The sequence below is a fragment of the Amycolatopsis sp. NPDC059235 genome (genome assembly GCF_042754125.1).
Lineage (GTDB): Bacteria > Actinomycetota > Actinomycetes > Mycobacteriales > Pseudonocardiaceae > Amycolatopsis > Amycolatopsis albidoflava.
This window is the reverse complement of record NZ_JBHZAG010000033.1, coordinates 25,407-46,124: the sequence shown is the minus strand read 5'-3', so window position 1 is coordinate 46,124 and position 20,718 is coordinate 25,407. Positions and strand designations below refer to the sequence as shown.

Annotated in this window: 21 protein-coding genes; 13 read left to right on the top strand and 8 right to left on the bottom strand. The window is 69.4% G+C overall.

What is annotated here, in order from left to right; genetic code table 11:
* Window positions 1-97: 97 nt before the first annotated feature.
* From ACFXI3_RS22200 to ACFXI3_RS22185, 4 genes are all read left to right on the top strand, one after another.
* Window positions 98-679 (top strand): TetR/AcrR family transcriptional regulator, encoded by a 582-nt coding sequence (locus ACFXI3_RS22200; RefSeq protein ID WP_378401829.1) that lies wholly within the window; start codon window positions 98-100, stop codon window positions 677-679.
* Window positions 680-750: 71 nt separating this feature from the next.
* Window positions 751-1,179 carry a HutD family protein gene (locus ACFXI3_RS22195; RefSeq protein WP_378401769.1) on the top strand — a complete coding sequence of 143 codons (429 nt, stop codon included), beginning with the start codon at window positions 751-753 and terminating at the stop codon, window positions 1,177-1,179.
* 8 nt (window positions 1,180-1,187) lie between these two features.
* The gene (locus ACFXI3_RS22190) at window positions 1,188-2,015 is read left to right on the top strand and encodes a MarR family transcriptional regulator (protein WP_378401767.1); all 828 of its coding nucleotides are present in this window, start codon (window positions 1,188-1,190) and stop codon (window positions 2,013-2,015) included.
* 59 nt (window positions 2,016-2,074) lie between these two features.
* Window positions 2,075-2,485 (top strand): hypothetical protein, encoded by a 411-nt coding sequence (locus tag ACFXI3_RS22185; protein WP_378401765.1) that lies wholly within the window; start codon window positions 2,075-2,077, stop codon window positions 2,483-2,485.
* 2 nt (window positions 2,486-2,487) lie between these two features.
* On the opposite strand, the gene ACFXI3_RS22180 is transcribed toward ACFXI3_RS22185, so the two are convergent.
* Window positions 2,488-4,200 (bottom strand): DUF1003 domain-containing protein, encoded by a 1,713-nt coding sequence (locus tag ACFXI3_RS22180; RefSeq protein WP_378401763.1) that lies wholly within the window; start codon window positions 4,198-4,200, stop codon window positions 2,488-2,490.
* Between the two features lie 467 nt (window positions 4,201-4,667).
* On the opposite strand from ACFXI3_RS22180, the gene ACFXI3_RS22175 reads away from it, so the two are divergent.
* The 3 genes from ACFXI3_RS22175 to ACFXI3_RS22165 all read left to right on the top strand — a co-directional run bounded on the left by ACFXI3_RS22175 (window position 4,668) and on the right by ACFXI3_RS22165 (window position 7,137).
* The gene (locus tag ACFXI3_RS22175; protein ID WP_344283495.1) at window positions 4,668-5,633 is read left to right on the top strand and encodes a helix-turn-helix transcriptional regulator; all 966 of its coding nucleotides are present in this window, start codon (window positions 4,668-4,670) and stop codon (window positions 5,631-5,633) included.
* Between the two features lie 188 nt (window positions 5,634-5,821).
* Window positions 5,822-6,547 (top strand): ANTAR domain-containing protein, encoded by a 726-nt coding sequence (locus ACFXI3_RS22170; protein ID WP_378401761.1) that lies wholly within the window; start codon window positions 5,822-5,824, stop codon window positions 6,545-6,547.
* Between the two features lie 101 nt (window positions 6,548-6,648).
* On the top strand, window positions 6,649-7,137 hold the full coding sequence (locus ACFXI3_RS22165) for a DinB family protein (RefSeq protein WP_344285275.1): 489 nt from the start codon (window positions 6,649-6,651) through the stop codon (window positions 7,135-7,137).
* Here the strand turns inward: ACFXI3_RS22165 and ACFXI3_RS22160 are convergent.
* Window positions 7,127-8,443, bottom strand: coding sequence for a PQQ-binding-like beta-propeller repeat protein (locus ACFXI3_RS22160; RefSeq protein WP_378401759.1), 1,317 nt, complete (start codon window positions 8,441-8,443; stop codon window positions 7,127-7,129). The two genes, ACFXI3_RS22165 and ACFXI3_RS22160, sit on opposite strands and share 11 nt — an antisense overlap.
* A 194-nt stretch (window positions 8,444-8,637) precedes the next feature.
* Here ACFXI3_RS22160 and ACFXI3_RS22155 point away from each other — a divergent pair, with 194 nt between their 5' ends.
* Window positions 8,638-10,155, top strand: coding sequence for a molybdopterin-dependent oxidoreductase (locus ACFXI3_RS22155; protein ID WP_378401757.1), 1,518 nt, complete (start codon window positions 8,638-8,640; stop codon window positions 10,153-10,155).
* Between the two features lie 64 nt (window positions 10,156-10,219).
* Window positions 10,220-10,873, top strand: coding sequence for a fasciclin domain-containing protein (locus ACFXI3_RS22150; RefSeq protein WP_378401755.1), 654 nt, complete (start codon window positions 10,220-10,222; stop codon window positions 10,871-10,873).
* A gap of 64 nt (window positions 10,874-10,937) precedes the next feature.
* Here the strand turns inward: ACFXI3_RS22150 and ACFXI3_RS22145 are convergent, their stop codons facing one another.
* From ACFXI3_RS22145 to ACFXI3_RS22120, 6 genes are read right to left on the bottom strand one after another with little or no spacing between them, the layout of a single operon-like run.
* On the bottom strand, window positions 10,938-12,278 hold the full coding sequence (locus tag ACFXI3_RS22145; protein WP_378401753.1) for an MFS transporter: 1,341 nt from the start codon (window positions 12,276-12,278) through the stop codon (window positions 10,938-10,940).
* Entirely contained in the window at window positions 12,268-12,672 is a 405-nt protein-coding gene (locus ACFXI3_RS22140; RefSeq protein ID WP_378304963.1) for a RidA family protein, read from the bottom strand. Before ACFXI3_RS22140 ends, ACFXI3_RS22145 begins: the two co-directional genes overlap by 11 nt.
* Window positions 12,669-13,361 carry a hypothetical protein gene (locus ACFXI3_RS22135; RefSeq protein WP_378401751.1) on the bottom strand — a complete coding sequence of 231 codons (693 nt, stop codon included), beginning with the start codon at window positions 13,359-13,361 and terminating at the stop codon, window positions 12,669-12,671. The genes ACFXI3_RS22140 and ACFXI3_RS22135 overlap by 4 nt, the downstream gene beginning before the upstream one ends.
* On the bottom strand, window positions 13,358-14,347 hold the full coding sequence (locus ACFXI3_RS22130; protein ID WP_378401749.1) for a membrane dipeptidase: 990 nt from the start codon (window positions 14,345-14,347) through the stop codon (window positions 13,358-13,360). Before ACFXI3_RS22130 ends, ACFXI3_RS22135 begins: the two co-directional genes overlap by 4 nt.
* Entirely contained in the window at window positions 14,348-16,000 is a 1,653-nt protein-coding gene (locus tag ACFXI3_RS22125) for a hypothetical protein (protein WP_378401747.1), read from the bottom strand.
* On the bottom strand, window positions 15,997-17,457 hold the full coding sequence (locus tag ACFXI3_RS22120) for an aldehyde dehydrogenase family protein (protein ID WP_378401745.1): 1,461 nt from the start codon (window positions 17,455-17,457) through the stop codon (window positions 15,997-15,999). The genes ACFXI3_RS22125 and ACFXI3_RS22120 overlap by 4 nt, the downstream gene beginning before the upstream one ends.
* A gap of 112 nt (window positions 17,458-17,569) precedes the next feature.
* Between ACFXI3_RS22120 and ACFXI3_RS22115 the strand changes: the two genes are divergently transcribed.
* From ACFXI3_RS22115 to ACFXI3_RS22100, 4 genes are all read left to right on the top strand, one after another.
* Complete coding sequence (locus tag ACFXI3_RS22115) at window positions 17,570-18,448, top strand: LysR family transcriptional regulator (protein ID WP_378401743.1); 879 nt, start codon at window positions 17,570-17,572, stop codon at window positions 18,446-18,448.
* Between the two features lie 7 nt (window positions 18,449-18,455).
* Complete coding sequence (locus ACFXI3_RS22110) at window positions 18,456-19,358, top strand: RNA polymerase subunit sigma-70 (protein ID WP_378401741.1); 903 nt, start codon at window positions 18,456-18,458, stop codon at window positions 19,356-19,358.
* Between the two features lie 68 nt (window positions 19,359-19,426).
* Window positions 19,427-20,002, top strand: coding sequence for a dihydrofolate reductase family protein (locus ACFXI3_RS22105; RefSeq protein ID WP_378401739.1), 576 nt, complete (start codon window positions 19,427-19,429; stop codon window positions 20,000-20,002).
* Between the two features lie 18 nt (window positions 20,003-20,020).
* Entirely contained in the window at window positions 20,021-20,656 is a 636-nt protein-coding gene (locus tag ACFXI3_RS22100; RefSeq protein ID WP_378401737.1) for a hypothetical protein, read from the top strand.
* Window positions 20,657-20,718: the final 62 nt, after the last annotated feature.

Genomic DNA, 20,718 nt, shown 5'->3' with positions numbered 1-20,718 from the left:
CGCTCCCTGAGTTAAAAGAGGACGGACATCCGCTTTTCTTTCACGCTAGGCTGCGGACGCGAGGAGTGTCAAGGCGAGGGAGCGGACGTTGCCGAGGGTGAGCCAGCAGTACAAGGACAGCCAGCGCGGGGAAATCCTGGCGGCCGCGCGCCGCTGCTTCCTCCGCAACGGCTTCCACCGCACGTCGATGCAGGACGTCTTCGCCGAGGCGGGCAAGTCGGCGGGCGCGGTCTACCGGTACTTCCCGAAGAAGGAGGACATGATCGTCGCCGTCGCCGCGCAGAATCTCGACGACGTCAGCGGGGTCCTGCGCGCCGCCCTCGACCGAGGCGCCGGCGAGAACGGCGTCGGCGAGGTGATGGCGGAACTGCTGGAGGCCGTGACCGATCTGCACCGCGACCGGCAGCTGGCGGGCATGGCGGTGCTGGTCTGGTCGGAAGCGCAGCGCAATCCGGAACTGGCCGATCGGCTCACCGCGGCGTCGGCCGAGATGAGTGCCGAGGTGGCTGGTCTCGTGCGCAGCAGGCAGGAGGCCGGGAGCTGGACCGGTGCGTCGGCTGATGCTCTCGCGCAGGCGATTTTGGCGCTCCTGCCCGGGTTTCTCTTCAACCTGGCGCTGTCCGGACCGGACGGAGTGGCCGGATTCCCCGACGCGGTCCGCACGCTTTTGCCGCAGTGACCCCGGCCTAGCTCGCGGAGGACCGGCGGGGACCGTTTGCGTCCGCCCTCGAGACCGGGTGAGATGCTCTGATGCTCATCCCGTCCGAAGTCACCCCGGTCCCCTGGCGCAACGGAGCAGGCACCACGCGGGAGCTCGCCGCCGATCCCTCGGGAGAAACGCTGTGGCGGATCAGCGTCGCGGATCTTCTCGAAGACGCTCCGTTCTCGGCTTTCCCGGGCATCGACCGGCTTTTCACTGCCCTCGGACCGCTCCGGCTGACGATCAATGGGACAGCGACGGACCTCAAGCGCGGCGACCAGATCCGGTTCGCCGGCGAGGACACCGTGACGGTCTCCCTCGATCAGCCGACCCAGGCCCTGAACGTGATGACCCGGCGCGGGCGGTATCGCGCCGAGGTCGTCCTGCGCTCCCCGGAGGCAGACCGCGCGGACGGGGTGGCCGCGACGGTCGATCTCGGCGGGCAAATCGCCGAAGTTTTCCTCGCCGCACTGGCATGATGCAGCCCATGACCAGCACCGCCCGGCGCATGTTCGAGCTCCTGGAGCCGATCTGCCTCGTCACGTTCTTCGCCGACGAATGCAACGAGGAACTGGCCGCGCTCGGCCACCGCACCTACTGGGACGGCTATTTCGCCAGCCGCGCCGCACCGTTGGGACGGCCGCCGGCGGAGGTCGTGCACGCGGCTTTCTACAACTTCGCCGAGGGCGAGGCCGCGCGGCACATCCCGAGCGCGTGGGAGACGATCCCGGCCGAGGCGTCCGTCGCCGCACGCGAACGGGGCAGCGCGGCCTCGGTGCGCCGGATTCTCGGCGACGAACTGGCCAGCTCGCCGGGCTTGGTGCGGGCCGCCGACCTGACCGCCAAAGCCGCGACGAGCGCATCCACCGTGGGGCGCCCGATGTACGCCGGAATGCGGAGTCTTCCGGTGCCGAGCGACCCGGTCGCCCGGCTCTGGCACTCCGCGACCATGCTGCGCGAGCACCGCGGGGACGGGCACATCGCCGCGCTGGTCGGCGCGCGGATCGGCGGGACCGAGGCGCACATTTTGTCGGCGCTCGAGATGGACATCCATCCGCCGGAGTCGTTCGGGCGGGTGCATCACCTGCCGAAGAAGCGGCTGGCGGCGGTCATGGACGGGTTGCGCGAGCGGGGGCTTGTGGACGCTGACGGACATTTCACGGACGCCGGTCGCGAGCTCAAGCAAGGCATCGAAGACCTGACCGACGAGCTGGCTGCCGCACCGTACGAAGCCCTCACAGCCGCCGAACTCGACGAACTGATCGCCGTACTGGAGCCGATCACCGCCACGCTGGTGGCTGCTGGGTCGAAGTGACGTAACAGCACCCCGCCTCGCCGCGACTTCGGGGAATCCGAGTCACAACGAGGTGTCTCATGTCCCTGGCCAAAGCCTTCGCCACCACCACCCCGACGGCCGAACCGACGAGCGGCAACCTCGGCGACTCGGCGCCGGCGGGCACCAAGAACGTCAGCGACTTCGTCACCGTCCAGTCGCTGACCAACTTCGCCGCCATGACCGGCGCCGTGTCCGCCGCCTGGGGCGGCGCGCAAAGATTCTGGAATCCCTTGCACGGCCAGTGGTTCCCGTTCACGCTCTGCGCCCTGTTCGGCCTGGTCTCGCTGCTGGCCTCGCGGCCGGGCGAGAAAATGCTCGACGCCAGCGGCGCCGCGTTGCCCGGCCAGCCGTCGAGCCTGATCCGCTGGCTGCAGCCGTCGTTCATCGCGCTGGTCAACGTCTTCGTGCTCTACGGAGCCGTCGTCGGAGCGGCCTCGGCGATCAGGTGACCTCAGTCGTGCCGGGCGGCCAGGCGGACGGCGTCCATGGCCGCGACCTCCTTGGGCGTCCGGCGTTGCGCGCCCACCCCGAGGAATCCGCCTTCCTGGTTCACTTCGGCGACGACCGTGGCGATCTCCACCAGGAACTCGCGGAAGTCCGGCAGTTCCGCCGGCGCGGTGCCGGCGACGATCGCGGCGGCTGAGCGGATGGTCTTTTCCGCGTACGGCAAGTATTCCGAGTACTTGACGCCCGGCCGCAGCCCCGTGTCGAAGGCCGACGAGGCCGCCACCTCGCGGATGAATCGCCTCGGGTGCGCGACGCTGGCCTCGCGCAGCGTTTTCACCAGCGCGAACATCTCGTCCGAATCGACCCCGCCGACCGACAGCCCGACCAGGATTCCCGAGGCCATCATCGCCCGCTGCAGCGTCGCCCATTCCTCCGCGGTGAAGTCCTCCTCCCCCGCGCCGCCGCGAGCGCGTCCGTCGCGGACCACCTGCATGCCCACGCTGGCCACCAGGCCCGGGATGCTGCGCGCGACGTGCAGTTTCCGCGTCCGCGCCGGTTCCGGCAGGTCGTCCCAGGCGACCAGGTCGGGGTCGGGCAGTTCGCCGGAGGACTGTTCGGTCCGCCACCGGTCGTGTTCGCGCTGGGCCAGCAGGAGGACCTCGTCGTCGCCGAACGCGACGGTGAGGGCGGGGTCGAACGCGGGCACCATCACGCAGCCGACCAGCGCCAGATGCTCGCCCAGCTGCCGGGCCTGGGCGCGGGTGACCGCCTTGTGCTCCTCGGGGGCCTGGTCCCAGCGGGGCGGGACCCAGGCGTGGACGGTCCGCTGGGCATGGCCGGCGACGTCGTGCAGGGCCCGCGCGAGATCCTCGATCAGCTCGCCCCGGGTGTAGCGGCTGAGGTCCTCGATCAGCCGGTCCTGCGCCTCCAGCCGGGCCTTCATCCGGCGGCATTCGTGCAGCACCGCCTCGCCGTTGAGGAAGGTCTGCTCGGACCGCCGGTCGCCTGCCTGGCCGAGCACGCCCTGGCCGACCATGATCACGATCATGAAGATCAGCTGGACCAGCGTGGACAGGAAGGTCATGAACGCGAACGGGTACGGGTCCAGCGTCTGCACGCCCAGCCCGGCCAGTCCCATCCACACCACCTGCGTCCCGGCGGCCAGGTAGAACGCCCACATGCTGCCGAGGCGCTGCGTCAGCCAGGCCGCGATCCGGCCGTTGACGCTCACCGCCTGGTCGAGCGCCTGCGGCGGCCGCTGCACCCGGTGCTGCTGGATCCACGGATGCGGGCTCGACTCCAGCAGGCTCACGCCGCGGCTGAGCGCCCGGTCGTGCTGGTCGAGATGCCGCTGCAGGTCCGCGATCTGCTCGAAGACGGCCTCGGCGTTGTCGTAGGTCTGGATCGAACGCCGGTCCGCCGCGCCGCCCAGCACCCGCTGGCCGACCAGGATCACCAGGCACAGCACCAGCTGCACCACGTTGTCGAGGAACAGCAGGAACGCGAACGGGTACGGGTCGGCCGCCCGCAGCGGGCCCCAGGTCGCCAGCGCCATCCACCCGGCGACGAGGGCGAGCACGACGTACAGCGCGGGCATCGAGCCGATCGCCCGGGTCAGCGCGGCCGCGAACGCGCCGTTGAAGCCGATCTGCTCGTCCGCGGTCGTGGCCGGACGCCGCGGCAAACGCGGCAGCCGCGGCATTCGGCGGCGGTTCACCCGATCCGTCCGGATTCGGTGGTCGCACCGGTTTCCCAGCACGCTTTCGTTTGCTCCGTGGATCCGCGCCGCGTCACCGTCGAGCCCCTTCCGCATTCCGCCGGTCTCTGCGCACCAGTATCCCGGCGCGGCCCGGGAGGGGTCCACGGCGCCCGTGCTCGACTGTCCACTGAGGACCGTCGACGACGGCGGCGGCGCGAAATAGTACGGGCATTCGGAAAAGAAATCGTTTTCCCCGACCATTCCCGCGCGGCGGGAGAAAACGCGGTCTCCCGGCTTTCCCCGGCAGGCGGTACCGTTGCGGAAGCGCTGGCACGGCGGAAAGGCAGGTTCCGGCAGCCCGGCGATGGTGAGGCGTTTTCGCATTCGGCGCGCTGCCGGGGGACGGCCATTTCCGCCGGCCCGGAATTGCCTGCCCGGCAGGCAGCGCGGCGGTGTTCGGACGCCCCTGACCGGCGGGAATCGTGATGAAAGAGCTCGATTTCGACAGCGAAGACCTGGAAGTCACCGAGGAGTTCCTCAGCAGGGCCTACACCAGGATGCAGATCGGCGGCGACGTCGAGCAGACCCGGGCGCACGTCTCCCGCAATGTCGTGGGACCGGTGAGCGTGGACGATCTCGAGTTCGATTACGACATGAGCCACGACGCCGGGACGCTCGGCAAAATCTGCCTCGGAAACGTGCATTCCGGTTCCATCGTCCGGCAGTACTTCCCGGACGGGGAGGAAGGGTTCTTCGGGCCCGGCGACGTATTCGTCTACGCCCCGCACGACCGGCCTTACGCCGGGGTGATCCGCCGTTCCGGCTACAACCTCGTCATGTTCGACCCGCACCTGCTGACCCGGGTGGCCGCCGGGCTCCCCGGCCGCAGGCCCGATCCGGTGCGGCTCACCGGCGACCGGCCGGTTTCCCCGGCGGCGGCACTGCATTTGCGGCGCACCATCGCTTACCTGCGCGAGGGCCTCTGCGCCGACGCCGAACTGAGCCAGCAGCCGCTGCTCGTCTCGGCCGCGTCGCAACTGCTGGCCGCGAGCGTGCTGACCGCGTTCCCGAACACCGCGACGACCGAGCCGACCGGCGAGGACCGCCACGACGCGCACTCGGCCACCCTGCGCCGCGCGGTCGCCTACATCGACCAGCACGCCCGCGAAGACCTGTCCGTAGCCGACATCGCCGAGGCCGTGCACGTCAGCGTCCGCACGGTGCAGGTCGCCTTCCGGCGGCACCTGGACACCACCCCGATGGGCTATCTGCGCCGGGTCCGGCTCTCCCACGCCCACGCCGACCTGGTGGCCGCCGACCCCGCGGGCGCCGTCACGGTCACCGCTGTCGCCGCCCGATGGGGCTTCTTCCAGCTCGGCCGGTTCGCCGCCGCCTACCGCGCCGCCTACGGCTGTTCCCCGCACCAGACCCTCGTGCAGCGCGGTCCCTGAACGGGGAGGCTGCGTTTTCCGCATGCCCGGCGCGGGATGCTGCGTTCCCGGCATGGCCGCGCCGGGCCGATCCGGGCTTCACTTGACGGATGCGGCAAACCGCCGCGGACGCCGGCGTCGTACCGCCGCGCAGCCGGTCGACTCGTTTCGCCGCACGCGCCCGGTTCCCGCCTGCCCGGAGGGGAACCATGCCTGCCACCGAACGCGAAACGCTGGTCGCCGAGGCCGTGCTCAGTCTGACCGCCTGCGACCGGCCGGTCCCGGACCTGCTGCACGACCTCACGACCAGCGTGGCCGAGCTGCTCGGCCTGCGGGCCGCCGGGGTCGCGGTCCTCGACAAGGCCGGGAAAGCGGACTGCCTCACCACCTCTGACGAAACGTTCCTCCCCTTGGCTCGCAGCCAGTTCGAGCTCGGCGAAGGCCCGGCGGTGGACACCATCCGCACCGGTGCGGTACTGCCCCCGGTCACGCTGCGGCCCACCGGACCGCGGCGCTGGCCCCGTTTCACCGCCCGGGCGCTGCGAGCCGGGGTCATTCGCGCCGCCGCCGTGCCGCTCAGAGCGGGCGAGTACACGGTCGGCGCGGTGACGTTGTTCAGCGGGACGCCGTCGGTTCCGGCCGCCCACGACCTGCGGCTGGCGCAAGCCCTGGCCGACGCCGCCGGGACCGCACTGTCGCAGCGCCAGGCGTTGCGGACGAGGGACGAGATCATCGGCCAGCTGCAATCGGCACTGGACTCCCGGGTCGTGATCGAACAGGCCAAGGGGATTCTGTCCGCGCGTCTGGACGTCGATCTGGGAGAAGCGTTCGAGCGGCTCCGTTCGTACGCCCGCGGGCGGCGGCTGAAGCTGAACGAACTGGCCGGGCTGGTGGTGCGGGGAGAAATCCCGTCCGAGCTGAGGGCGATCGCCTGAAGCTTCCCGCGGGCGGAAGGTCCACAGAGGACGGTTCGGCCGAAGCAGTCCGGCGGGGGCTTTGCCCGGCCGCGGCGATCCGGCAAGCTGGACCCGTGTCCATGGAATCAGTGATCGGCGACGCCGCCAAGAAACAGTTCGAATTCTTCATCGACGAGCACCGCGAAGCGCTCCAGCGCTGCCTCGACGGGCTCACCGAGGAGCAGGCCCGCCGATCGCTCGTGCCGTCGCGGACCACGTTGCTCGGGCTGGTCAAACACGTGACCTTCGTGGAGAAGGTCTGGTTCGACGAAGCCGTCACCGGCCGTCCGCGCGCCGAGATCGGGATCCCGGAGACGCCGGACGAATCGTTCGCCCTCGGCGACGACGACACCATCGCGTCCGTCCAGCAGGCGCACCGCGAAGCGTGCGAGAACGCCCGCCAGGCCACCGCGTCGCTCGAACTGACCGACATCCTTCCCGGCAACCGGCGCGGCCCGCTGCCGCTGCGGTTCGTCTACCTGCACGTTCTGCGCGAGCTGGCGCAGCACTGCGGCCACGCGGACATCCTCCGCGAGCAGATTCTCGCCGACGACGGAGCTACTTCTTGACCGGATACGCCTTGGGCACGCCGTCCTTGTCGACGCCGGCCGCGGCGTACTTGCTGACCCAGTCCGGCACGTAGCCGACGTTGGTGGACAGGTCCTTGCCGGTCTTGGCGTCCAGGACGATCGGCTGCCGTCCGTTGGTGTAGCCGTACAGCGCGCCGTGCCAGGCGGCGGTCAGGCCGCCCGGCGGGACGCGGTTCGCGGCCTGGTCCGGCAGGCTCCAGAGCTTGGTCCCGGCCTTGGCGTCGTAGGCGGTCAGCACGCCGGAGTCGGTGCAGGCGAGCACCGACTGCTCGTCGTACAGGCAGTCGCCGTACGAGTCGGGGCCCAGGTTGCGGGTGCCTTCCACGGAGAACTTCTCCGCGCCGGTCGCCGCGTCGAGGAACTTCAGGAATGCGTGCCCGCTGCTGTACTCATTCGCTTTCAGGACCACCATCGCCGGGTCTCCCTGCATGATCTCGACCGCGCTCGATTTGGCGGCCGCGACCCACTTCTGCGCGCCGGTAGCGACGTCGAGGGCGGTCGCCTGGACCATCGAGGAGTTCTCGGCCACGTTGGAGTCGACGCCGACCACGACGTCGCCGTTCAGGCTCCCCGCGTCGAATTTCTTGCGCTCCCACAGCTGTTTCCCGGTCGCCGGGTCCAGTCCGACGGTGAGGTTGCCCTCCGACTGCGTGAAGCTGGCGACCACGGCCTTGTCGGTGGCCGCGACAACGTGTGTGACCGAACGATTGCCGCTGATCCCGTACTGGTCGTCGGCGATCTTGGTGTTCGTCTGCCAGGCCTTGACACCGGTCTCGGGGTTCACCGCGATGACGGCGAGCGCGAGGTAGCCCGGCGTCGTGCCCTGCTCGGGCATCCGCAGCGGGACGGCTCCGACGACCAGTTTGTCCGTGACGAGCGGCGGACGCGGGCCGCTTTGCTCGACGAACGGGCCGTTGTGCGCGTTCGGGTCCGCGGCCGGGCCTTCGATCTTGATGTTCCACTTCTCGCCGCCGGTGAGGACGTCGACCGCGCTCAGCGATTCGGGGGCGATGATGTAGCCGGTGCGGTCGCGCAGCGTCATGAACTTCGACGTCACGGAGCCGCCCAGGTTGGCCTGCAGCGCCGTGCGGGGCAGCGTGACGCCCTTGCTGGTGTCGAACGCCAGCGGCGGATCGGCGGTCACCGCTTCCGGCTGGGCGGACGAGGCTGGCGGCTGCTGTCCGGCCGGTCCGGCCTGGTCACTGGGCAGGTTGGTCGGGAGCGAACCGCCGCCGCACGCGGCCGTCGCGGCCAGCACCCCCAGGCAGGCCGCAATGCTCAACATTCGCCGCATCGGTGTCCCCGTTCTCCCGATCCACTGCTCCATTCGGAGTCGTCCGGGAACTTAGCCGACAGAACGGCCGCGTGTGCACGAGATCACACAAATGCGGCGAAAAAGGTGACCCGGACCCTCGCCGCTACCCGGACGGGTGACCAACGGGCGCCCATCCGCAGCCGGTCCGGCCGCGAATGCCTGGCATGACCTCCCGTCTGCGGATCCTTCCGGCGGCGCTCTGCGGCGTCCTCGCTCTGGTGTCGGCGCTGGCCGCCGGGCACCTGGCAGCGTCCTTCGGCAATGTCAACGCCTCGCCGTATCTCGCGGTCGGGAACGGGGCGATCGATCTGACTCCGCTGCCGGTGAAGGACTTCGCGGTGCGGACCTTCGGCACCTACGACAAAGCTGTCCTGCTCGGCGGCATGGCGGTGGTGTTGCTGCTCGTGTCCGCCGCGGCCGGGGTGCTGTCGCGGCGATCGCCGTGGCCGGGAGTTTCGATCATTGTCGCGTTTGGACTGATCGGCGGGGTCGCGGTGGCCGCGCGGCCGGATCTGACCGCGGTCGCGTTGCTGGCTCCGCTGGTCAGTTTGGTGGTGGGAGCGGGAGTTTTCCTTCTGCTGCACCGGATCGCTATCCGGCAGCAGACGACGGACGCTTCACGACGGTCGTTCTTGCTCGGCAGCGTGGGGACCGTCGTCGGGGCCGGAGTGCTCGGCGGTGCCGGGCAGGTGATCAGCGGGACCCGGGACGCCACCGCTTCTCGGGCGGCGGTCGGCCCGCTCGTGCCCGCGGTTTCGGCGCCGCCGATCCCCGCCGACGCGGACTTCGCCAAGCTCGGGACTCCGCCGTTCCTCACGCCGAACCGGAACTTCTATCGCGTCGACACCGCGTTGTCCGTTCCGCAGGTTCGGACCGAGGATTGGAGCCTGCGGATCCACGGGATGGTCGAGCGGGAAGTCCGGTACCGGTACCGCGATCTCCGCGACCGGCCGCTGGTCGAGCGGACCGTGACGATGACGTGCGTGTCCAATGAGGTCGGTGGCGATTACGTGTCCACTTCGAACTTCATCGGGGTCGATCTCGCCGATTTGCTCGCCGAAGCCGGAGTACGGCCGGGCGCGGAGCAGTTGTTCTGCTCCAGTGTGGACGGTTGGACGTCCGGCACCCCGGTCGCCGCCGCAGTGGATCGTTCGCGTGGCGCGATGCTGGCTCTCGGGATGAACCGCGAACCGTTGCCGCTGGAGCACGGCTTTCCCGCACGGCTGGTCACCCCTGGGCTTTACGGGTATGTCTCGGCGGTCAAGTGGGTCGTGGACATCGAGGTCACGACGTGGAAGGCCCGGCAGGCGTACTGGCTCCGCCGGGGCTGGGGCGAGCAGGCGCCGATCAAGACCGAATCGCGGATCGACACTCCCAAAGGCTTCGCGACCGTTCCGTCCGGCGCGGTGCGGATCGCTGGCATCGCTTGGGCACAGCACACCGGGATCGCCAAGGTGGAGATCAAAGTGGACGGTGGAGCCTGGCAGCCGACCACGTTGTCCGCCGAGGTGAATCCGAATACCTGGCGGATGTGGTGGACGCAGATCTCGGTGAAACCCGGCACGCACCAGGTTTTCGTGCGAGCGACCGACAACTCCGGCTACACCCAGACCGAAGCCCGCGCCGGCACCGTGCCCGACGGAGCCACCGGCTGGCATTCCACGACTTTTATCGCTTCCTGACCAATCCGGTCCCCACCTGGTTCCGAATCCCCGGTGAACAGTCCACTGTGAACGGAGAATTGCCGTGAAGTCCCTTCGCCTCGCCGGTATCGGTGCCGTCGCTGCTCTCGCCCTCACCGCGTGCGGCAGCAGCACCGACAACACCGCCTCGAGCAGCGCCCCTTCCGCGACGCCCTCGTCGGCGGCGCCGATGTCCAGCAGCAGTTCCGGCGTCACCACCAACGACCAGGTCTTCGGCCCCGCCTGTTCCCAGCTCCCGCAGGGCAGCGCGCCGGGTTCGCTCGACTCGATGGGCCCGCAGCCGGTCGCGTCCGCCGCCTCGACGAACCCGCTGCTCACGAAGCTGGTCGCGGCGGTCAAGGCCACCAACCTGGTCGACACGCTCAACAGCCAGCAGGCCATCACCGTCTTCGCCCCGGCCGACCCGGCGTTCAACGCCCTCGGCGACGCGAAGTTCAAGGAGCTGGCGGCCAACCCGACCCAGCTCGCCCCGATCCTGCAGTACCACGTCGTCGGAAAGCGTTACGACGCCAAGGGTCTCGAACAGGCCGGCACCTTGACCTCGTTGAACGCGGCGGGCGGGCCGCTGAAGATCGAGGGGTCCGGCGACAACCTGACGGTCAACGGCGCGAAGATCCTGTGCGGGAACATCCCGACCAAGAACGCGACTGTCTTCGTGATCGACAAGGTGCTCACCCCGGGCACCAACAAGAACTGAGCCACCGGGCCCGGCGCGCCTCCCCCGCGCCGGGCCTGGTTTCCGTTCCGCTGAGTCAGCTGAGTCAGCTGAGCGAAGAAGCCACGTGCAGATCGATGTTCTTCGTCTCCGGGGCCATGAACGCGCTCACGATCGCGCCCAAGGCGGCGATACCGGCGGCGATGTACATCGTGGCCGACAGCCCGAGGTTGGTCAGCGACCACGGGGTCGCGAAGGTGCCGACGGCCGCGCCGATCCGGCTGATCCCGGTGCACAGCCCCACCGCCGACGCGCGGACCTCGGTCGGGAACAGCTCGTTCGGGTAGATCCATTCCAAAATGGACGGTCCGCCGTTGAACACCGCGTACACCGCGAAAGCCAATGCGATCAACCACAGTGCGGCGCCCGGTTGCAGGCCGAGATAGAACAGCCCGGCCGCGGAAATCGCGAAGCCCCAGATCAGCACGGGGCGACGGCCGAGCCGGTCCACCAGCAGCAGCGCGGCGATGTTTCCGACGAAGAAGAAGAAATTGATCAGCCCGTACCCGAGGTGCGACAGATTTCCGCCGCCGAGGTTGAACAGTTCGAGAATCCGCGGCCCGAACGCGTAGATCGCGAACAGCGGGACGACCGTGCACGTCCAGAAAATCGAGATGAACACGACTCGTTTGAGGTACCCGCGGCGCCACAACGCGGACATCGGGGTTTTGGTCTCGGCTTCCGGAAGATCGTCCAGCGTCGCGTGCTCGCCGATCGTCGTGCGCAGCACCTCCAGGGCTTCGGCGTCGCGGCCCTTGCTGTGCAGCCAGCGCGGCGATTCCGGGATGCTGGTGCGGGCGATCACGATCAGCAGCGCGGGCACCGCCGAGGACAGCAGCATCCACTTCCAGCCCTGGTCCACGTTCAGCAGGAAGAACCCGACGAACGCGGCGACCGTCGCGCCGACGAACCACATCGCGTTCAGCCCGCCGACCAGCCGAGCCCGCCACGCCTTCGGCGCGAACTCGGTGACCAGCGCGGTGGCGATCGGATAGTCCGCGCCCACCGCGACGCCGATCAGCAGCCGCAGCACGAACAGCTGCGCCGCGTCGGCCACGAAGAACTGCAGGACCGAGCAGACGATGATCGCGATCAGGTCGATCGTGTACATCAGCTTCCGGCCGATCCGGTCGGTGAGCGGGCCGAACACCGCTCCCCCGATGAACACGCCGACCAGCGCGGACGCGCCGATCAGGCCGGACCACAACGAGTCCATCTGCCATTGCGGGCCGATCTGCACCAGCGCGATGCCGATGATGCTGAGGATGTAGCCGTCCAGGAACGGCCCGCCGGAGGAATACAGCGCCAGTTTGCGGTGGAACCCGTTGAGCTTGGCCGAATCCAGGGTCGCCCGGACAGCGGTGTCCGGTGCGCGGTCAGTCTTCATGTCGGTTGGTCTCCTCGCTGCCGACCGCCGCCACGGCGTCGATCTCGATGCGTTTCGTCCCCCGGAATCCGGCGACCTGGACCGTGGTCCGCGGCGGCAGGTCGATGCCGGCGAAACGGTCGAGGTAAGCCTGGTGGTAGGCGTCGAACTCGCCGAGATCGGCGAGAAACACCGTCAGTTTGAGCAGCGTGCGCAGGCTCCCTCCCGCGGCCCGCAAAGTGTCCTCGAGATTGTCGAGAGCCACCCGCACCTGCTCGTCGATTTCCTCCGGGACGCTGCCGTCCCGCCGTGCCGGCACCTGTCCGCATGCCCAGATCACGCCGCCGAACACAGCGGCGCCGGCGTAGGGACGAGGTCCGTGCGGATGCGCTACCAGCTCACGCGACGCGGTCATCGGCCCTCCCGGTGGTCCGGAATCAGGAACCCGCGCGCGATCGAATACACGTGGGTCCACAGTGGAGTTTTCACGGACACGCCATGGGTGACCGATTCGCGATACCGCTGCTTTCGTTCCGCCGCAGTGGAAACGACTTCACCGGCGGGAACGTCGGACAGCGGGCGGATCACCAATCCCGCGACCGGCGGACGCGGTTCGGCTTCAGCGGGAAGCCTGAGCAGATGCCCGTCCGGAGTAACAATAGTGCGTTGCGATCCGTCCGAAAGGGACAGAACCCGGCCGGATCGTTCTGCGATGTCCAGCGCGGCCCAATCCAACGCCGGGGCTCCCGCCATGCCGGGCACGACCAACGTGCCCACCACGGCCGCGGTTTCGCACGCAGGCACGAAGGCCTGCAGCGGACCGCGAGAAGCCGGGTCGTGCGCGACGGCGTAACCGTCGCAATGTTCCAGCCGCAGACCGACTCGCCCAGCCGGAACCCGCGCCGTCTCCGTGACCAACGCGTCGAGCCCGGCGCTCTCGTGGACCTCAGCGGACGCGATGACCTCGGCCAGATACTCCGCCTCGCCGCTGCTCAGCCCCGAGGCCCGCAACGCACGCAGCGAAACCTCGTGGATCTCCCGCACGGACACCCGGATAAGGACGGTTTCGGCGGTCGAAACGCGCTCGGCCCTCGCCGCGGTCATTGCCCGGCTCCGGGGAAAACCGTGTCGAACAGCCGGAGCCAGTTGCCGCCCAGCACCTGCGCCACCACGGTTTCGTCCAGGCCCACCTCCAGCAGTCCCTCGGTGAGCACCGGGAAATCAGCGGGTCCGCCGAACCAGTTCGGCCACACCGGCCACTGCGGTTCCACCGGCACCGCGGACGCGGGCCGCCACCGGCCGTTGCGCAGCCAAGCGACGTAGTCCTGCGACCAGTTGCGCGTGCAGTCGCTGCCGAGCGCGACGTGGTCCGGGCCGATCCTCTCCACCAGTGCGGCGACCATCTCGCAGAACTGCCGCCGGGTCGTCTTCTCGCCGCCGATCACGTTGGGGTACAAGCAACAGCCGAGCACGCCGCCGCGCGCGGCGAGGGCGTCGATGACGTCGTCCGGCTTGTTGCGCGGCGAATCGGCGAACGACAGCGGGTTCGCGTGCGTGATCGCGACCGGTCCGGCCGAGGCGTCGATGGCGTCGCGGCTGGTGCGGTTCCCGACGTGCGAGAGGTCGACGAGCATGCCGACGCGGTTCATCTCCGAGATGATGAACCGGCCGTAGGAGGTGAGCCCGGAATCGTGCTCGTCGTAACAGGCTCCGCCGACGAGGTTCTGGATGTTGTAGGTCAGCTGCACGATGCGGACGCCGAGCCGGTGGAACACCTCGACCATCCGGTAGTCGTCGCCGAACGGCGAGGTGTTCTGGAAGCCGAGCAGCACGGCGAGCCTGCCGTCGCGCTTCGCCTGCCGGATGTCGTCGGCGTTCTCCGCCAGGACAACCAAGTCGGCGTTGTCCCGGGCGAGTTCGTACCAATCCGCGACCGCGCGCAGCGTTTCCTGCGGGCCTTCCCACACCGCACAAGTCGCGTTGACGCCGGTGACGCCGCCCGCTTTCAGCTCCTCGAGAACCTTGCGGTCCCAGTTGTTGATCTGCAGTCCGTCGACGACAGTCAGGTCGCCGTGCTCCAGGGGGTCCACTCAGGACTCCTTTCCGGGCTTGCGGGTGAACAGCCAGTCATCGTCCACTCCGGACTCCACGTCGCTCGCCCGGGGCGCGCCCGAGAACAGCGTGACGCGCAACCAGTCGGTCGACTGCGGGCTGTAGTTCTCCATGCCGTAGAGGGCCAGCTGGAATCGCTGCAGGTGCAGCGGAAGGAAATCGTCGGCGAGCAGGTTCGCGCGGACCTCGCCGTAACGGAGCCCGGCGACTGCCTGCACGCGCGCGACAATGCCGCGGTGCCAGGGGAATTCCAGCAGGAATTCCGCCACCGAACGGTCGGCGTCGGCCGCTGCCAGATCGTGCCGGAGGGCGTGCACGGCGCGGGCGATGTCGATCGGGTGTTCCATCGATTCGCCCGGGTCCTGACCGCGCTTGCCGCGCCGCGGTTCTTCGTTGTCCTCCGCGGAGAACCAGAACCTGGCTTGTTCGTTCGGGTCGGTGAAGTCGAATTCGCGGGTCCAGCCGTACCGGTCGGCCAGCAGGTCGCGCAGCTGCCCGCAGGTCTGGGTGATCTCGACTCGCCGACGCTGGTCGCAGGTCAGCAGGTGCTCGATCTCCGCGTCGAGCGAGTCGTCCAGTTCGACCAGGACGGTGTGCAGCACTGCCTGTGCTTCGGCGCCGAACTCCGCGGCTCGGTCGTCGAGGTCCCGCCAGCGGAAGCCGCCCGCCGGGAATTCGCTGAGCAGAGAAGCGATTCCGTCGATCCGTTCGGCCATTTCCGGTCCGGCCAGGTACGGCGCGGTCGTCAGGGTGTCGCGCTCGCGGAAGTACCGCCGGGCGCGGTCGAGCAGCTCGCTCGCCCGCCGTACGGAACCGGGATCGGCTTCCGCGTCGAGCGCATGGGCCAGCGGCAATTCCCGCGCCGAGCACCAGGCGTCGAGGATGCTCGGATGGTTCACCACGAACGGAACCATGCCGAGTCCGGTCGCGTTGCCCAGGCCGAGGTAGCGCCGCCAGTCGCCGGAAAGCCTTGCCGCGGCGGTATTTCGTCGTGCAGCACAGTGCTCGACGAGGTCGTAGCTGAACTCGCGCAGCAGCCACGCGGCCAGCATCTGCGCCCGGTACGGCACCCGCAGCGGCGGGACCTCGGCGAGCCGGTCGAAGTCGGCGAGACCGAACTTTCCGTTGCTGTAGAAGGCTGTGCTACGCAGGATGTAGCACGCGTCGCCCATCGTGGCGCAGTCTGGCTGTTCACCGGCAGCTAGTTGAGCCACCACGTAGTCGAAGAATCGCTCGCTGCGGTTGGCGCGGGTCCACACCAGTGTCGCGGCGTCAGCACGGCCAGCTTCCTGCCGTGGTACTTCACGACGCAGCTCCGCCAGTCGGGAATCCGGAACTGGACCTTCCACCAGGGCAGCCGTGACATCCCACCGCTTCGCGATGACCCGGTCAGTGCGCTCGTTTTCTTGCAGCACAGTGGAAAACACCGCGAAGTGCAGCAGCGTGCCGTCGGCGTCGATCCGGTAGACCGCTTCGCCGTGACCGTTGTCGTCGAACTCCCAGCGGACGGTGGAGACCGCCCAGCGCTCCCGAGCCGCCTGGCGGAGGAATGACCGCGCGAAGCTGTGCCGGGTGTAGCGGGCGGCGCCCAGTTCCTTCGGGGCGAGCGCCGTGTCCGCGGGCCGGGTCACGATCGGTCCCGGGGCGCGGACGTCCGCAGGTACGCGGTTTTGGTCCAGGTGAAGAACTCCGCGGCGGATTCGCCGTTCTGCTCGCGGGGCGCGGGGAACGACGAGTCCTTCAGCCCGCCGAACGGAGCGTGCACCTCGGACCCGGTGTTCGGCGCGTTGACCTTCACGATGCCCGCGTCCAAGTCGCGCAGGCACTGCCGCACCGCGCGCTCGTCGTCGGTGAACACCGCCGCGGTGAGCCCGAAGCGGGTGCCGTTCGCCAGCCGGATCGCCTCGTCCAGGTCGGCGGCGCGCAGCACCGTGGCGACCGGGCCGAACACCTCCTCCTGGCTGATCGTCAGTTCGGGCGTCCCGGCCAGCAGCGTCGGCGCGACGAACGCCCCGCCCTCCGGGCAGTCCGCGCGGGCCAGCACTGTCGCGCCCTCGTCCACTGCCTGCTGGATCGCGCCCTCGACCTCTTCCGCCGCCCACGCGGACACCAACGGTCCAATCTCGACTCCCGGCGTCGTCCCCGACCCGACGACGAGACCCTTGACCCGGGCGGACAACTCGGCGACGAGCCGGTCGTAGGCATCCCCGACCGCGATGATCCGGCGGGCGGCCGTGCACTTCTGCCCGGTCCCGCTCATCGACGCGGTGACCAGCGCCGCTGCCGCCTCCGCCGGGTTGGCGTCGGGCAGGACGATCGCCGCGCTGTGCCCGCCGAGTTCAAGCTGCACCTTCGCCCCGCGCGGCACGACCGCGGCCTGGATCGCCCGGCCGACCGGCACCGACCCGGTGAAGGTGACGCCGGACAGCTCCGGCCGTTCCACCAGCTCCGCGCCGAGCGAACCGGGCGCGAGCAGCAGGTTGAGCACGCCGTCCGGCACCCCGGCCTCGACGAGGATCTCGGCGAACGCCACCGCCAGCGCGACCGTGTCGCTGGCCGGCTTCCACACCACCGCGTTGCCCCACAGCAGCGCGGGCGCCAGCTTCCACGCCGGAATCTGCACCGGGAAGTTCCACGGCGTGATCACCCCGACGACACCGAGCGGACGACGCACGGTCCGCACGACCTCGTCCGGGTTGCCGGACGGGTAGAGCACGCCGTCAGCACTGCGTGCCCGGCCCGCGTGATAGTGCAGCGTCTCCACCGAAGCGGCCACCTCGCCCCGCGACTCGGCCAGCGTCTTGCCCTGTTCGCGGGTCATCAGCGCGGCCACCGATTCGGCGCGCTGGGCGAGCAGTTCCGCAGCCCGGCGCAGCACGAGACCGCGAGCGATGGTGCCCTGGCGATCCCACGCCGGCTGTGCCGCCACCGCCGCGCGCACCGCCTCGTCGAGCAGCTCCGGACCGGCCGTCCGGTACTCGGCCACGATCTGCGCGGGATCCGCCGGGTCGACACTCTGCGCGACCGGTCCGTCGCCGGGAACCCACCGTCCCGCTACGAAGTGCTGCAACGACAATGCGTGATCCACGGGTGCTCCTCGACGTTCGCGACGGTGCTTGTCGTCCATGACGCTAAGTCGCGCGGAACACAGAGTGAAGTATCTATTGCCTACGCACTGATAAGGAACCATTATCACCGGCGTGGAACTCCGCCAGCTTCGCTACTTCGTCGCGGTCGCCGAGGAACGCAGCTTCCGCCGCGCGGCCGAACGGCTGCACCTCGCCCAGCCCGCGCTCAGCCAGCAGATCGCGAAGCTGGAGAAGGAGCTGTCCGTGCGGCTGCTCCTGCGCACGACCCGCAGCGTCGAGCTGACCGAACCGGGCCGGGTGCTGCTCACCGAAGGCCGTCGCGTGCTCGCTGGCAGCCAGCACGCCCTCACCGCAGTCGCGCACGCCGCGCGCGGCGAACTCGGGCTGTTGCGGATCGGGTTCGTCAGCTCGGCCGCCCTCGAAATCGTGCCCGCCACAGTGCTGGAAATGCGGCGGCAATGGCCGAATGTCCGTTTCGAACTCACCGAATCGACCACCGACGCGCAAATCGCCGCACTCGGCGACGGCCAGCTCGACGTCGGTATCGCCCGCGAGGTCGGCGAAGCCGCCGGACTGACCGTGCACCCGCTGGGCCGCGAACGGCTGATCGTGGCCGTGTCCGAGACGCATCCGTTGGCGGACAACGAAACCGTCGAGATGGCGGAGCTTGCCGACGAGCCCTTCCTCGCCTTCCCGCGCACGCGCGTCTCGCGGCTGCACGACCACATCGAAACGCTGTGCCTGCGCGCCGGATTCCGGATGCGCGTGGTCCAGGAAGCCGTCCAGTTCCCGACCATGCTCGGCCTCGTCGCGGCCGACACCGGCATCGCGATCGTGCCGAACGCCTTGCGCGCCTTGCAATTGCCCGGATTGCGCTATCTCGCGCTGACCGATGCCGGCGCGTTTTCGACTGTTTCGGCGATCTCGCGCACCGATCACGAAAACAACCCGGTGGTCGACCGTTTCCTCAGCGTCGCGCGTGCCGGATGATGTCCCGGTGGACTTCGAAGCGCACCGCGGCGAACTGACCGCCTACTGCTACCGGATGGTCGGCTCGTTCCACGAGGCCGAGGATCTGATGCAGGAAACCCTGCTGCGCGCGTGGAAGGCGCGCGACCGGTACGACGCGGCGCGCGCTTCGGTCCGGACGTGGCTGTACCGGATCGCGACCAACGTCTGCCTGACCGCTCTTGAAGGTCGGACCCGGCGTCCGCTACCATCCGGCCTCGGCACCGCGAGCGACGACCCGGGCGCACCGCTGCAACCGGCGACGGACATCCCGTGGCTGCAACCGTTCCCCGACGCCCGCTGCGACGCCGACACCCGTGCCGGACTGCGGCTGGCGTGGGTCGCCGCGACGCAGGTTCTCCCCGCGAAGCAGCGAGCGGTCGTCGTGCTGCGGTCGGTGCTCGAGTTCAGCGCGGCCGAGGTCGCGACGCAGCTGGAGACCACCGTTCCGGCCGTCAACAGCGCGCTGCAACGAGCCCGCGCCGCGCTCGCCGACGCAGGCACGATGGACGAGATCGCCGAACCGGACGACGCGGAGACCCAGGCCGTGATCGACCGTTACGCGCGAGCCTTCGAGGCCGCCGACGTCGAGGCGCTCGTCAAGCTGCTCACCGACGACGCGATCCTGGAGATGCCGCCGGTCCCGCTCTGGTTCCAGGGCAGCGACGACTACGGCCGGTTCATGCACCGCGTGTTCGGGATGCGCGGGGTCGGCTGGAGCGTCCGCGCGCTCACCGCCAACGGGCAGCCCGCGCTCGCCGCCTACACGCCCGACGGGCAGGTGCACACGCTGCAGGTCTTCACCGTCGTCGGCGGGCGGATTTCGCACAACGTCGTCTTCGCCGATCCGCACGTTTTCGAGGCGTTCGACCTGCCACCGAAGATTTTTTAGCCAGGAGCGATGAGTTCGGGCGGGGCCGCCGGTAAGTACTGGCGACACCGATTGAAGGGATCTCCGCCATGAGCGTCATCGTCATCGCCTTCACCACCCTCGACGGCATCTCGTCCGACCCGGACGGCTCCTCCGGCACCCCCGGCGGCGGCTGGGCGTTCCGGCACGGCCCGGAGTCCGTCGCGGGCGACAAATTCCGCCTCGGGAGCACATTGGACGACGGGGTCCTGCTGCTCGGCCGCAAGACCTGGGAGCTGTTCTCGAACCTCTGGCCGCACCGCGACGACCCGTTCTCGCAGCGGATGAACGCCGCGGCCAAGCTGGTCGCCAGCAGCACTCTGACCGACACCAGCGCGTGGCAGAATTCCGCTGTCCTCGACGGCGACCTGCTCGATGCAGTGAAGCGGGAAGAGCGCGACATCATCGTCATCGGCAGCTTGACCATCGCGCACACGCTGATGGCCGCGGACCTGGTCGACGAGTACCGGCTGCTGACCTTCCCGACCATCCTGGGCACCGGGACCCGCCTTTTCCCGGGCGGCACCGGACTCGCCCACCTGGAATGCGTGTCGGCCGAACGCATTGGCGCGGCGACGCTTTCGCGGTATGTGCGCGAAAATTCAGTGGAGGGCTCCGGGCGGTAAGCCGTAACGTCGCTGGCCATGTTGCTGCTCGTTTCGGGCGCGTCCAGCGTCGGCAAAACCACCGCTCGCCTGCACGCGCGGCCTCTGCTCGACGACACGTACGAGACCGCCGAACTGAGCACGCTCGGCCCGATCCCGGCCGTGCAGACCGTCGCGTGGCGGCAGGAGCGGGTGGAAGTCGCGGTGCGGCGGGCGATCGCGCTCGAAGCCGAGGGCAAACATCTGCTGCTGGCCGGCGATCCGGTACCGCTCGGCGAAGCGCTCGCCGCGCCGAGTGCCGACCGGATCGACATCGCCGCCTGCCTGCTCGACCTCAGCGACGAGGCCCACCTGGCTCGGCTCGCCCGCCGCGGCGAGCCGAGCCACGCGAATCAAGCCTTCGCGGCGTGGCTTCGCGCGCACGCGCACGATCCCGGGCATGTTCCGGAAGCCGTCACGAACGACTCCTGGCCGGACATGCGCTGGGACCGCTGGGTCGGCCGTTCGCCGGGTCCGGAGTGGGCGATGACGGTGCTCGACACGTCCACGCTCGGCCCGGAAGAGGTCGGCCAGGCAGTCGCGAGTTGGTGCCGCCAGGCAGTAGCCCGGACTGCCCCGGTCTTCCCGGCCGGGTGGTTCAAGGAGGTCCGTGAGGGGCACCCTGACGGACTCTGAGTCCCTCAGAGGGTGTTGTGGAACCTGGTGTTCGGTTCGGTGTGTCGGTTGTGGCAGCGGTG